This is a genomic window from Sphingomonas sp. LaA6.9 (genome assembly GCF_022601895.1).
Taxonomy (GTDB): domain Bacteria; phylum Pseudomonadota; class Alphaproteobacteria; order Sphingomonadales; family Sphingomonadaceae; genus Sphingobium_A.
This window is the reverse complement of record NZ_JAKVIO010000032.1, coordinates 37,717-50,611: the sequence shown is the minus strand read 5'-3', so window position 1 is coordinate 50,611 and position 12,895 is coordinate 37,717. Positions and strand designations below refer to the sequence as shown.

General features: G+C 63.7%; 11 protein-coding genes. 5 read left to right on the top strand and 6 right to left on the bottom strand.

Annotated elements, in window-relative coordinates:
- The 6 genes from MKI88_RS15400 to MKI88_RS15375 all read right to left on the bottom strand — a co-directional run.
- On the bottom strand, window positions 1-726 hold a 726-nt coding region (locus tag MKI88_RS15400), incomplete at its 3' end, for an outer membrane beta-barrel protein (RefSeq protein WP_241632279.1).
- A 56-nt stretch (window positions 727-782) separates the two neighbouring features.
- A complete protein-coding gene (locus MKI88_RS15395) occupies window positions 783-1,343 on the bottom strand; it encodes a polysaccharide biosynthesis/export family protein (RefSeq protein ID WP_241632278.1) in 561 nt (186 codons plus the stop codon).
- A 33-nt stretch (window positions 1,344-1,376) separates the two neighbouring features.
- A complete protein-coding gene (locus MKI88_RS15390; protein ID WP_241632277.1) occupies window positions 1,377-2,459 on the bottom strand; it encodes an O-antigen ligase in 1,083 nt (360 codons plus the stop codon).
- A gap of 211 nt (window positions 2,460-2,670) precedes the next feature.
- The gene (locus MKI88_RS15385; protein WP_241632276.1) at window positions 2,671-3,531 is read right to left on the bottom strand and encodes a sulfotransferase; all 861 of its coding nucleotides are present in this window, start codon (window positions 3,529-3,531) and stop codon (window positions 2,671-2,673) included.
- Complete coding sequence (locus MKI88_RS15380; protein ID WP_241632275.1) at window positions 3,528-4,784, bottom strand: DegT/DnrJ/EryC1/StrS aminotransferase family protein; 1,257 nt, start codon at window positions 4,782-4,784, stop codon at window positions 3,528-3,530. The genes MKI88_RS15385 and MKI88_RS15380 overlap by 4 nt, the downstream gene beginning before the upstream one ends.
- A gap of 2 nt (window positions 4,785-4,786) precedes the next feature.
- Complete coding sequence (locus tag MKI88_RS15375; protein WP_241632274.1) at window positions 4,787-6,799, bottom strand: nucleoside-diphosphate sugar epimerase/dehydratase; 2,013 nt, start codon at window positions 6,797-6,799, stop codon at window positions 4,787-4,789.
- 524 nt (window positions 6,800-7,323) lie between these two features.
- Between MKI88_RS15375 and MKI88_RS15370 the strand changes: the two genes are divergently transcribed.
- Genes MKI88_RS15370 through MKI88_RS15350 form a run of 5 tightly spaced genes read left to right on the top strand, consistent with a single transcriptional unit; the run spans window position 7,324 to window position 12,876 of the window.
- A complete protein-coding gene (locus tag MKI88_RS15370) occupies window positions 7,324-8,523 on the top strand; it encodes a glycosyltransferase (protein WP_241632273.1) in 1,200 nt (399 codons plus the stop codon).
- Window positions 8,520-10,268 (top strand): sugar transferase, encoded by a 1,749-nt coding sequence (locus MKI88_RS15365; protein WP_241632272.1) that lies wholly within the window; start codon window positions 8,520-8,522, stop codon window positions 10,266-10,268. Before MKI88_RS15370 ends, MKI88_RS15365 begins: the two co-directional genes overlap by 4 nt.
- The gene (locus tag MKI88_RS15360) at window positions 10,240-11,166 is read left to right on the top strand and encodes a methionyl-tRNA formyltransferase (RefSeq protein ID WP_241632271.1); all 927 of its coding nucleotides are present in this window, start codon (window positions 10,240-10,242) and stop codon (window positions 11,164-11,166) included. Before MKI88_RS15365 ends, MKI88_RS15360 begins: the two co-directional genes overlap by 29 nt.
- A complete protein-coding gene (locus MKI88_RS15355; RefSeq protein ID WP_241632270.1) occupies window positions 11,159-11,836 on the top strand; it encodes a PIG-L deacetylase family protein in 678 nt (225 codons plus the stop codon). Before MKI88_RS15360 ends, MKI88_RS15355 begins: the two co-directional genes overlap by 8 nt.
- The gene (locus tag MKI88_RS15350) at window positions 11,833-12,876 is read left to right on the top strand and encodes an ATP-grasp domain-containing protein (protein WP_241632269.1); all 1,044 of its coding nucleotides are present in this window, start codon (window positions 11,833-11,835) and stop codon (window positions 12,874-12,876) included. The genes MKI88_RS15355 and MKI88_RS15350 overlap by 4 nt, the downstream gene beginning before the upstream one ends.
- Window positions 12,877-12,895: the final 19 nt, after the last annotated feature.

Sequence of the window (12,895 nt, the reverse complement as noted above, 5' to 3'; positions counted from 1 at the left end):
GTCGCGGTCGACACCGTTGCGATCCACGGCAGTGCGCGCGTCCCGCTTCGTGGCAAAGCCTTCGACGAACGCGTCCATGCCGCCGCTCACCTCGACAAATGCACGCAGCGAACCGCGATAGGTGGTGAGATCGCGATCGGCATCAACCTGCGGCAGGTAGTTGGTCTTGTCCGCACCGGCAGCCACCTGCACCCCGAAACGCCCGGGGCGATAGGCATAGCGCAGTTCCGTGCTCAGCAGGTCGATCTCGCTGGGCGGGCGGGCGAGATTGAAATCGGCTTCGGGATCGGTGCGTCGCTCGAAGGTGCGATCATAGCGGGCTGAAGCGGACAGCGTGTGCGCGTCACGACGATATTGGACCGAGGTCCCGATGCCGTAGCTCTCGGTATCCTCCGAACTGTTCTCGGCATAGCGCAATATCGACGCATAGGCGTCCGCCCGAAAGTTGACGTGGGATGTCTGGTGGGTAAGCCGTGCGCGCGGGGCCAGCCGGAACACGACGTCGTCGTCCGTGGCGTTCGCGGTCGCGAAGATGTTGTCGTCATAAGTCGCGCCGAACTCCGCCTCGGGCGAAATGACGGTGCCCCCGATCAGGATGTTGCGCGGTTCATAACCGGGGCGCGGCAGTTGCGAGATTGACTCGTCCTCATCCGCCCTCTGCGCTACCGCCGCGGGCGCGACCAGAAGCGGCGCGCCCCCAGCCACAACCGCAGAAAGCAGACGCAATGCGCAGAGCCCCTGCCATCGGCTGCTGGCTTTGGACCGCACCATCGCCACAGGTCTCAGAACCAGCTCTCATAAACGGTAACCGTGTCACCGGGGAGCACGGGTTCATCGGGGCCAACCTTGCCCTTCACCGTTTTCGGCCCGGATTTTCGCTGGATCGCAAACTCCTTCTTGTCGGCGCGGAAAGTGAACCCGCCGGCGATCGACACCGCTGACGTCACCGAAAGACCGGGTGCGTAGGGATATTGGCCGGGACGCTGCACTTCGCCCAATATGTAGAAGGGGCGATATTTCTGCACCTGGGCGCTGACGCTGGGCTGAAGCACGAGTTGTTTCGCCAGAATGGCGTCGGCGATCGCCTTTTCGACCTCCGCCGTCGTTTTGCCCTCGACCGCCATGGTCTCGAGCAATGGCAGCGAGATCGTGCCGCCATCCCCCACGACATAGGTGTTGGTCATCTGGTCCATGCCGTAGACCGTGATACGCACTTCGTCGCCTGCACCCAGCCTGTAGGCTGTGTCGGTGACTTCGTACATCCTGGGCAGGTCCGACGCTGGTGTCGCGCACCCCTGCAGCCCGAACAGTGCCGCTGCGCATACGAACGCCAACATTCTCATGGCTGGCCTCCTCCCGTGTGTTGTGACCATATCCTAAAATTCTTTGGGAGTCATAGGGTAATGATGCGGCATGTCGGCGGGTCCATGCCGCCGGGCCAACTTCCCCATGATCGCGAAGACGGGCGCCATCGCGAGCAGCAACGGAACGATCCATTGCCTGGCATACATATGTGGCGAAGCGGCGCTGTAGATCAGGAAGGTGGCAAAAACGGACAGCGCAAGCGCTGCTACCAGCCGATCGTGTCGAAGCGCCCAAATCGCTCCCACCGCCAGGATGCCCATCATCCAGAGCCAGCCTATGAGCGAGGCAAGGCCCCCTTCCACCCATAGCAGCAGATAGAGATTGTGCACGGGCTGCTGCACCACGCTGACATTACGAAACTGGTCGGCGCCAATGCCGACCACGATCGCGTTGCTCGTCATGTCCCACGCTTCCTCTATGAGCTCGACGCGGCCAAGATAGGTGCCGGCTTGCGCGAGCTCGCCCGATTCCAGCGCCGGTACGATGCGCGTCTGAAAGGCGCGCGGCAGCGCATAACCTGAAGCAATCAGCAGGGCGAAAGCGGCGCCACCCGCGGCAAAGAGCCGCATCGGCGGCCTGACCTTGCCGGCTACGAGAAAGATGGTCGTTGCGAGGACGGCGCTCACCATTCCCGTTACCGAGGCGGTGAGGGCAAGCCCGATGAGCAGGATCGTCAGCGTCGATGCGAACAGCATCTGCCCGAGCTGTCCGGCGATCCTGAGATAATAGACGAACGGAATCGCCATCGCGATCATCGCAGCGTTCCAGTTGGCATCGGCGAGAAAGGCCGACAGTCGTCCGCCGCCGGTCACGAAATCGGGCCCGAAGCGCTGAAGCGGCTCCCACTGTCCCCCATAAGCGAAATAGAGAGCGCTTCCGAAGAGTTCCATGCATCCGACGCCCGCGACGAAGGCCTTGAAGAGCATAAAGGTTCGCCTGCGATCATGCCGCATCAGCAGAATCGGGAGAAGCGCGAGGCTGAAAAGATATTGCCCGGCGAGGATCGCCCATCGCAACGGATCGCCATTGATGATGCTGCCGAGATAAAGTCCGCCCAGCATCACCGCCAGCGCGAGCAGCCAATATGGCGTCAAATATGCGAATGGTCGCAGCGGCATGCGGTGCGCGAGCGCGATCAAAAAAGCGCCGAGCACAAAAAACATATCGCTGATCGTGAACAGGATCGCACCTGGACGCCACGCGATATATGGCGCTAGAAACACCGCAACCGCCAATATGGGCGCAGATGCCGCCCATCCGATCGACGCTGAATCCAGATAGGGGCGCGCTCGCATCTGCAACTCGCTATCGGGGCATCGTCGCCGCGGCAGTGCCCTGGGTCCAGCAGGTAAGATCGCGCCCGATCATCTTCTGCAGCGTTTCGAGCTCAGGCTGATAGAAGTCGTACAGCCGCGCGCGCAGATCGTCGCTCAACGGCGGATACTCCACCGGACGGGCAAGCGCGCCTCGGATCGCCTGGAACCACTGCTGGTTGCGATGTCGCCGGGCCAAATGCTTGAAGGGGCGCGCCACACGCCGCACTCCAAGTGGCAGGAGCGGCGTCTCACTGTCGTTTTTGCGCACGATCAGGTTTTCGGAGATGATCATGGGCTCGATGCCAATATGCGCGCAAACCTCGCGAAGCGTCTGTTCGGGCATCGCTCGGACGTCATCATGCAGGATTATCGCGAGTTGTTGCTGGGGAAAGCTGTCCAGATAGCGTGCAATATGTGTCGCATAGCGTCCATTCTCGAGGAAGCGCCGGTTCTCACTGGTTTTCGGGCTCAGATAGCGCGCGGGATCGCTCGACACTGAACCCCGGCGATAGAGCATGCAATAGTCCGAATAGGCGCGATCGACGGGATTGCGCAGCTGCACGATGAGTCGCGCGGCCGGCAGCATCTCCGCAATACGCCGCGCAGCCAATGGGTGCGACAGATAGTCCGCGGATTTCTCCCCGATCATCTTCGCGGCCCCCGCCGTGCGGAACAGTCCGGTATACCATTGAAGACCCCGCTCGAACTCGGTGCTGAAATAGTGCGGCTCCGGTCCGGGGAGGAAGATACCGGGGTGTTGTCGCAGCTGGTGCGCAATCCACGTCGTGGCGGCCTTGATCGCCCCGATGATGATGAAGCTCGGCAATCGCTCGACGGGGCGGTCGATCATGCCGCCCGCTCCTCGGCGGTTGCCATCAGGACAATATCGCGAAGCGCGCGCCCCATTTCGCAAACCATGTCATCGTCGATCGTCTGATCTATCGGCAGCATCAAACTGGTCTGGCCGAGCCTCAGCGCAGATGGGCGGGGGCTTTCGGGGCCAAGGCCGGAGCGCACAAAGGCCTGTTCGCGGTAGATTTCCGGACAGATGCCGCTCTGGCAGGGCACTCCGGCGTCGATCGCGGCGGCAATGATCGCGTCACGCGACCAACCCGGTGCGAGCCATTCGGGTCTCACAAACGCGTAATATTTGTAGTGTGCGGGTGTTACGCCCTCAGGCGCGGCAATCAGGCGGAGGGCGGCAAGCCCCGACAAGCTGTCGTCGAGAATGCCCGCGTGGCGTGTGCGATCGGCGAGCCAGCCAGGAAGCTTTTCAAGTTGATGCAGCCCGATGGCAGCCTGCATCTCGGTCATCCGATAGTTGCTCCCGAAGGAGTCGTGCAACCACTTGAAGGCAGCTCCGGGCGCCTGCCCCGTCGTCAGCCTGTGGCTTTTGCCATGATCCTTATATGCCCACGCACGCGACCAGGCGTCATCATCGCGCAGCAGCAGCATCCCGCCCTCGCCACCCGTGGAGATGATCTTGTCGGTGCAGAACGAGAATATCGCGGCGTCGCCGAACGACCCCACAGGCCTAGCGTTGAAGCGTGCGCCATGCGCCTGAGCACAATCCTCCACGATCTTTATGCCATAGGATTCACTCAGGACGATCAACTCGTCCATCGGGCACGGATATCCGGCGAGATGAACCGCGACGATCGCGCGCGTCCGCGGCGTCATCACCGCAGCGACGGTTTCAGCGTTCAGATTCTGGGTGTCCGGATCGACGTCGGCGAAGACGGGCACCGCGCCGCACGCGATCGCGCAGCTTGCCGAGGCAATGAAGCTGCGCGCGGGCACGATCACCTCGTCGCCCGGTCCGACGCCGAGCACGCGAAGCGCAAGCTCAAGCGCGAGCGTCCCGTTGGCAAGGGCTATGGCGTGGGGCATGTCGCACATTGTCGCGAACGCTTCCTCGAATGCGTGACAATGTTCGCCATGATGCAGGGCATTGACCCGGCCTGATCGCAGTATCTGGACGACCGCGTCGATCTCGTCTTCCGCATAGACCGGCCAGCGCGACCGCACCGCCTTTCGCAGATGGGGGAGAGCAGCCGGCCGGACCGGGAGATAGCTGTGATCGGGCGCGCTGAGATAGTTCATGTCTATGCGCTCCCCGCGATGGTGGTCGTCATCGGAACGACGCGCCGCCCATGTGCGATTGCCGGGACGACCAGTCGACCTGTCTCGACCGGGCTCGTCCGCGCCTTGAGCACGAGATCAAGCCGCGCCAGGACTGCCGCGCTGTCGCCCTTGCGCGTTGCTTCGGCCAGTCCGTCAAAGGCATAATTGAGGGTCTTCAGCGGAATTGGCGGCGGTTCGGCCTCGAACACGCCTGCAATCGTCGAAGGCAGCTTCTCCTCACTGCCGTCGAAAAGTTCCTCGAAGAGCTTTTCGCCAGGCCTGAGACCGACAATGTCAATGGGCACATCGCGCTCGGGCACAAGCCCGGCGAGCCGGATCATCCGGCGCGCGATGTCGATGATCTTGATCGGAGCGCCCATGTCGAGAACAAAGATGCGGCCCCGGCCGAGATTGCCTTCGAGCGCGCACGCGGTGCTCTGCAGCGTAAGCTGAACCGCTTCGTGGACGGTCATGAAATAGCGTTCGACATCAGGATGCGTCACGGTCAGCGGCTGGTGCAGGTCGAGCTGGCGCTGGAACAGCGGGATCAGCGAGCCGCTCGATCCCAGCACATTGCCGAAACGTACCGTCATGAAGCGGGCCGGATTGTCGGTCCGGCAATTCTCCAGATCGAGCGCCTGGCAATAGAGCTCGCCCAGCCGCTTGGTCGCGCCCATCACACCTACGGGATTGACCGCCTTGTCGGTCGAGATCTGCACCATAGCGCGCGCGCCCCATTGTCGGGCAGCGTCCGCAACGTTGCGCGTGCCGAGCACGTTGGTCATCACGCCCGCGCAGGGATTTTGTTCGACCAGCGGGACATGCTTCAGCGCTGCAGCATGAAAGACCAGCTCGGGACGATATTCTTCGAAAGCGTCCATCACGCTCTGACGTTGGCGGATCGAACACAGCACCGCGCTGCGCGGCAGCTCCGGGAAATGCTCCGCCATCTCCATGTCCACCGAATAGAGATTGTATTCGCCCGCATCGAGCAGGACGATCTGCGCGGGATTCATCGAAGCGATCTGTCGCACGAGTTCGCGGCCGATCGTGCCGCCTGCCCCCGTCACGAGTACGCGCCGGCCTGCAATGGCTCGTGTGATCGCGACATTGTCGAGTTGGGTCTGCGGCCGGCCCAACAGGTCCGCGAGGTCGATCGTCTGAAGGCTCAACGGCGCCTGACGCGCCGCATTAGGGTCGGCGGGGTGCAACGAACGCACCACGCGAAGGCCAAGCGTCTGCGCCTCTGAAACCAGACGGACGGTGCGCGGAGTTGGAATGCAATCACCGTTGCCCGCAATAATCAGCGCCTCGGGGCGCTGGTGAGCCGCGTCAAGCCGCTGCACGGCCTGCTCGAGGAAATCGAGCGAGCCAAGGATCGGAATACCGTGCAGCTTCAGGCTGACATCCTTCCCGGTGAGGTCCAGGATACCCACCACCCGATAGCCTGCCTCGGGTGCTATTTCGAGCTGGTGGAGAAGCACCTCGGCATTCTCCGGCGCTCCGACGATGAGCGTGCGCAGCGGTTCGGCGCGCGGCTCGCCCCCGGCTCCGTTGAGCGTCGTCGCTCTCAGGTGCCCTCGCAGCGCGCGCCACGCAAAGCGAGCGCTTGCGAGAAGAACGACCAGAACGAACCACTGGATGATCGGCAGCGACAGGGGCATCCACTCCGCCAGTCCCAGCAGCGCGGTGGCAGCGGTGCTGCACACCACCGCGGCGGTGGCCGCGGCGACGAGAACCCGCAAGTCCGACGGTGAAAGGAAACGCCACACCCGCCTGTGCAGCCCAGCACCGTAGAATACGAGCATCGCGGAGAGAACCGTCACCGGCAGTGCGTCGATGAGCCCCTGCGACATATGCGGCGGAATGTCTCCGCTCAGCCGCAGCACGAGCGCGACGGCGAGCGCGGCGCCCGTTGCCAGACTGTCGGCCAGCAATATGACCGCCTTACGGGTATAGCGCGGAATTGTCGATGTTCTCAGCAAGTCGATCACGAGCCACAATGCCCCCGCCAGTTGGTCACGCTCGGAATGCTTCCGGCATGCGGTTTATGTCGCGACCCGCCGGCTGAAATCTGGAGCGCTCCGGGCCGGCCCCGTCTGCCGCCGACGCTGATTCATCGGCTCGCGGCGCTCCATGACGTAAAGAATATGTTTATAAACGCCCAAATGAACGGGCTCTTCGGAGCAGGCTGAATCGGAGTAGCCTTCCACCCCTTTTGAATTCGCAGCTATCCGACAGGTGTCATTGCCGGCGAAAGTTGTGCACCGCGGCAAGAATGGGCATCTCAGGGACAGCGCTTCCTGGGAATGCGCGGCGTTCGCGCTGCCAGTGCGCGACCTCGCGCCACAGCAAGGTCATGCGTCCGAAAGGATAATGGCCGGAATTTCCGCCCGTGTTGCCACCGGAGAAGCTAGCATTGGCGCTGAACCTGGCAGGCCGAAACGCACAGATCGCCTCATTGTGAAACGTCCGTGCAGACCTCGGCAACCAATTCGTTCGGGGGCAGTCGAGAGTTATGGCGGATGTGACGCTGCTGCATGTCATCACTGCGTTGAATGTCGGGGGGGCGGAAACCGTGCTTGCGCGGCTCCTTGGGCAGGACAATGCCGATCGAGCAGGCATTGATCAATGCGTCCTGAGCCTCATGGCGCCGGGTCCTGCGGGCGCGCGCATCGCAGCCGGTGGCACTCCCTTGGAAACGCTTTCGATGCGTCAGGGTCTGGTTACGCCAGGCGCTGCTCTGCGACTGATTCGGGTGTCGCGCCGCCTGAGACCCGACCTCATCATGGGCTGGATGCATCACGGACAGCTTGCGTCCTGGCTGGCCGCGCGTTCGGTGCAGCCACCGATACCGCTCATCTGGAACGTCCGGCACTCGCTCGATGACATCCGCGATGAAAAATGGTCGTCAAGAAAGGTGTTGCAGCTCGGCGCGGCGCTCTCGAAGCGACCCGCAGCGATCATCTACAATTCGCACGCTGCACGCGCACAATATGAAGCACTGGGCTATGCGTCATGCCATTCGCGCGTGATCCCCAATGGCTTCGACTGCGATCAATACCGCCCGGATCCCGGCGCCCGGCAACGGATTCGCGAGCTGTTCGACATCGATGGGAAAGCGGTGCTCGTGGGTATGGTCGCACGCGCACATCCGATGAAGCATCCCGACAATCTTGTCGAGGCGGTATGCCGGGCGCGTTCGGCGGGCGCCGACATTCACCTGATCATCGTCGGTCAGGGCATGGCTTCACCGGACGCCGCGCATAGCCGCACGCTGGCATCGCGCCTGCCACGCGATCGTTACACGCTGGTCGAGGGACGTGCCGATGTTGCCGCATGGCTGGGCGGCCTGGATATATTGGCGCTCCCCTCGGCATGGGGAGAAGGCTTCCCCAACATCATCGGCGAAGCGATGGCCTGTGGGGTGCCGTGCATAGCCACCGACGTCGGCGACAGCAGACGGATCATCGCGGACACCGGGCTTGTCGTTCCCCCGCGCGATGTCGAAGCGCTTGCACGTGCGCTGCTGGAGCTTGTCGCTGCGGGGCCTGAAGGTCGTCACAGGCTCGGACAGGCGGCACGTGCGCGGATCATCGCATGCTATGCCTTGCGCGACATCGCTGCGCAGTATGCGGCGCTGTATCAGGATGTGCTTGCGCTTGGCGGGAGATCCGTGGCGCACGGCGGTAGCGGCGAGAAGGGCGCACTGGCATGAAGGTCATTGTCGTCGCCAGCCTCGCCTATTCGCTCGTCAACTTTCGGGGCGCACTCCTCGCGGCGATGGTGAAGGCCGGACACAGCGTCATTGCGTGCGCCCCCGAAGCGGATGCCGAGATTTCGGCACAGCTCGCCGAAATGGGCGTCGAATATCGCCGGATCGTGATGCGCAGGACCGGAACCAACCCGCTGTCCGATCTCGCCACGCTCGCCGCGCTCGTCTCGCTGGTCCGCAAAGAGCGTCCTGACGTCCTGCTTGCCTACACCCAAAAGCCGATCATCTATGCCGGGATTGCGATGCGCCTTGCCGGTCACGGTCGCTATTACGCGATGGTGAGTGGGCTCGGCCATGTCTTTACGCCCGGCGCAGGTTCGTCGCTGCTGCGTGCGATCGTCTCGCGCCTGTACCGCATGGCGGTGGCGCGCGCCGAGGCAGTTTTCGTCTTCAACAGCGACGATCGCGGCGAAATGCTGCGCCTTGGCATCATCGACCACAGGCATCGGGTCGTCCAGGTTCCCGGATCGGGCGTCGATATCGGGCGCTTTTCCGCGCGCCCCGTGCCCGACGACGGCATCTGCTTCCTGATGGTCGCGCGTTTGCTGCGCGACAAGGGCCTTTGCGAATTCGTCGAGGCCGCGCGACTGTTGCGCGCGCGTGGTGTCGAGGCACGCTTCCAACTGCTCGGACCGCTCGATACCAACCCTACCGGAATCGGGCGCGCCGAGGTCGGCGCGTGGCACGCCGAAGGGCTGGTCGAATATCTTGGCGAGACACGCGACGTGACGCCCTTCCTCGCGCGCGCAACCGTGTTCGTTCTACCCAGCTATTATCGCGAAGGATTGCCGCGCACGATATTGGAGGCGATGGCGACGGCACGCGCGGTCATCACCACCGACATGCCCGGATGCCGCGAACCGATCGTCGAAGGCGTCAATGGATTTCTCGTACCGCCACGCGATGCGCTCGCACTGGCCGATGCGATGGAACGCTTTGCACGCGATCCCCGCCTGGCGGTGATCATGGGCGCGGCCGCACGTCGTATAGCTGAAGCGAAATATGCGGTCGCCAAGGTCAACGGCCTGCTCCTGAGCACGATGCGGCTCGACGACGCCTCCCTGCAGACGCCGGAGGCACCACGCGGCATCGGGCGCAGACTGTTTGATATTGCGGTATCGGCGCTCGGGCTCGTCGCGCTCGCGCCGCTCGGGCTCATCATCGCGGTGCTGGTGGCCTTGTCGATGGGAAGCCCGATCATGTTCACGCAGACGCGCAGCGGCCGCAATGGCCGCCCGTTCCAACTGCGCAAGTTCAGGACGATGACACAGATCCATGGCCCCGATGGCGAACTCGCCAGCGACGAAGCACGAATCACGCGTCTGGGACGCGCACTGCGCAGGTTCCGGCTCGATGAGCTGCCACAGCTCTACAACGTGCTCAAGGGCGACATGAGCCTGATCGGACCGCGCCCGATGCTCCCGGAATCGAAGCTGCTGCAAGGCGAAGCCGGTGCCATCAGGGGGCTCGTGCGGCCGGGATTGACGGGCTGGGCGCAGGTCAATGGCAACACGCTGCTGACCGAAGAAGAGAAGCTGTCGCTCGATCTCTGGTACGTCGGACATGGCTCCTGGCGCCTGGACTGCCAAATTCTCTTCCGCACATTCCTCGTGCTCCTGCGCGGGGAACGGCTCAATCACCCAGCAATACGGAGCGTGTATGCGGGCAATGCTCGTCGGCGCGGTTGAAAGTACGCGCCTCGCGCTCAACGCGATCGCCGCCAGCCCCGGCTGGTCGGTCGCTGGCGTGCTGACGCTTCCGGCCGAGCTTTCAGCGCGCCATTCGGATTTCGTCGACCTGGAACCCGATGCAGCAGGGGCCGGCGCGCGGCTGATCCGACATGCAAGAGGCAACGACCCCGAGGTACTCGATGCGATAAGCGAGATCGCCCCCGACTGCACTTTCGTCATCGGCTGGTCGCAAATCTGCCGCGGCGCCTTTCTGGAGGCGGCGGGCCATAATGTGGTGGGCTATCATCCGGCTCCGCTGCCGCAATTGCGCGGGCGCGGCGTGATCCCATGGACCATCCTGCTCGGTTACAGCATCACCGCTTCGACACTGTTCTGGATGGATGAGGGCGTCGACAGCGGTCCGATCCTGAACCAGCATTTTCTGCATGTTGGCACCCACGAAACTGTCGGCTCGTTATATGCACGGCATATGGAAGCGCTATCGGCGATGCTCGCACAGAGCCTGCCGCTAATTGCCCGCGGCGACGCCCCGCGTGTCGTTCAGGACGAGCAATATGCGAGCTGGGCTGCACGGCGCACCCCCGCGGATGGCCTGATAGACTGGACGCGCCCCTCCGAGGAGATCCAACGCTTGATCCGCGCCGTCGGGCGCCCCTATCCGGGTGCCTTCAGCATGTGCGACCGCACGCGCCTCACGATCTGGAGCGCCCGTCCATGGCCCGAAGCGACGCGCCATGCAGCGTCTGCCGGGCAAGTCATTGCGCGCGACGCGACGGGCTTTGCCATATGCTGCGGCGACGGACGCGGTTTGTGGATCGACGACTGGAGCTCGACCAACGGGGTACCGAGACTCCACGCCCGCTTGGGCATTCGGGGGGGAGAGCAGGATGCTTGAAGGGATCGAGCGCGCGATGGTGATCGCACCGCATCCTGACGATGAGGTTCTGGGATGCGGGGGTACGATCGCGCGGCTTGCGGCCACGGGGTGCCGCGTGACCGTTGTCCTTGCGACGCGCGGCAAGCCGCCACGGTTCAATGCGGCCGCTGTAGGCGCGCTGGAGTCGGAAATGACGGCGGCACATGCGCGTCTGGGTGTCTCTCGGCGTCATTGGCTTGATTTCCCGGCGGCGGAGCTCGATCGCGTGCCCCATGCCGTACTGAACGATGCCCTGCACGATCTTGTCGCCGCCGAACGCCCGGAGGTGCTGTTCGTCCCCTTCATCGGCGACATTCACCTGGATCACCAGATCCTGTTCCAGTCGAGCCTGGTCGCCGCGCGCCCCAGTCCCGATGCGTTTCCGAGGCTTGTGCTCGCCTATGAGACGCTTTCGGAAACCAACTGGTATGCACCCTACGTCACGCCCGGTTTTCTGCCCACCGTGTTCGTCGATATCGCCGATCATCTGACAGCCAAGCTGGAGGCGTTCGGTTGCTACGCCTCGCAGGTAAAGCCCTTCCCGCATGAACGCTCGACCGAAACGCTGGGCGCGCTCGCGAAATTGCGCGGGGCAACGGTCTGCAAGGCGGCCGCAGAGGCATTCGTCCTCGTGCGGGCATTGGCATGAGCGTCAACATGCCTCCGCGGCTCGCCGAACAGATAGCTGGAGCCCTGCCGACGCGGCGGACAGGCGGGGCCAGCCGCGTCGCCATGCTGATCACCTCGGCGGGCAGGCGCGTCGAGCTGCTCCTTAGCTTTCGCGCCTCCGCCGCCGCGCTCGGCATCGATCTGGAGATCTTCGCGTGCGATCTGCGCCCCGAATGGAGCCCCGCATGCCACGAGGCAGACCGCGCCTTTGCCGTGCCGCGCGCCGATGATTCGGGCTATGTCGATGCGGTCCTGGAAATCTGTCGCGAAAATGGCGTCACGCTCGTCGTTCCGACAATTGATCCCGAACTCCATCCGCTGGCGCTGGCCAGCGATCGGTTCGCCGCGATCGGGACCACTGTATCGGTCAGCGGAGCCAGGCTGGTCGGCATCGCGCGCGACAAGTTTCTGACCGCCGAATTTCTGGCGACGCATGGCATTCCTGCACCCCGCACTGCCCCCATCGCCGTCGCTGCGTCGTCGGCTTCGGACTGGAAATGGCCGCTTCTCGTCAAGCCCGCACATGGCAGCTCGGGGCGTGGCGTCCGCATAGTCCATAATGTGGCGGAACTACGGGAAGTCGAGATTGACGAGCCCTTTGTCGCGCAGGAGCTGCTGCGCGGACGCGAGCATACCGTCAACATGTTTTTCGATCGGGCAGGGCAAATGCGCTGTGCGGTACCGCATGAACGGATCCAGATACGCGCGGGCGAGGTCGAGAAGGGAGTTACACGGCGGAGTCCGCAACTTGAACGCATCGCGCGGGATATAGCGGCCGCCCTGCCCGAACCGCGGGGTGCGCTCTGCTTCCAGGTCATGATGGACGATGCCGGCGACGCCAGGGTCTTCGAGATCAACGCGCGCTTTGGCGGGGGCTATCCGCTGGCGCACCGGGCCGGCGCGACCTTCTCCACCTGGCTGCTCGAAGAAGCGCTTGGCAGGACGCCGAGCGCGCATGACAGATGGCTCGAGAACCTCATCATGCTTCGCTATGACGCAGCCGTGTTTGTTGGCCCATGACTGCGCGCGCGCCCCGGCA

What these genes read in the sequence shown, in the direction of transcription:
- MKI88_RS15395 (WP_241632278.1), bottom strand. Translation starts at nt 1,343, where the DNA reads ATGAGAATGTTGGCGTTCGTATGCGCAGCGGCACTGTTCGGGCTGCAG.
- MKI88_RS15385 (WP_241632276.1), bottom strand. Translation starts at nt 3,531, where the DNA reads ATGATCGACCGCCCCGTCGAGCGATTGCCGAGCTTCATCATCATCGGG.
- MKI88_RS15380 (WP_241632275.1), bottom strand. Translation starts at nt 4,784, where the DNA reads ATGAACTATCTCAGCGCGCCCGATCACAGCTATCTCCCGGTCCGGCCG.
- MKI88_RS15370 (WP_241632273.1), top strand. Translation starts at nt 7,324, where the DNA reads ATGGCGGATGTGACGCTGCTGCATGTCATCACTGCGTTGAATGTCGGG.
- MKI88_RS15365 (WP_241632272.1), top strand. Translation starts at nt 8,520, where the DNA reads ATGAAGGTCATTGTCGTCGCCAGCCTCGCCTATTCGCTCGTCAACTTT.
- MKI88_RS15360 (WP_241632271.1), top strand. Translation starts at nt 10,240, where the DNA reads ATGCGGGCAATGCTCGTCGGCGCGGTTGAAAGTACGCGCCTCGCGCTC.
- MKI88_RS15355 (WP_241632270.1), top strand. Translation starts at nt 11,159, where the DNA reads ATGCTTGAAGGGATCGAGCGCGCGATGGTGATCGCACCGCATCCTGAC.
- MKI88_RS15350 (WP_241632269.1), top strand. Translation starts at nt 11,833, where the DNA reads ATGAGCGTCAACATGCCTCCGCGGCTCGCCGAACAGATAGCTGGAGCC.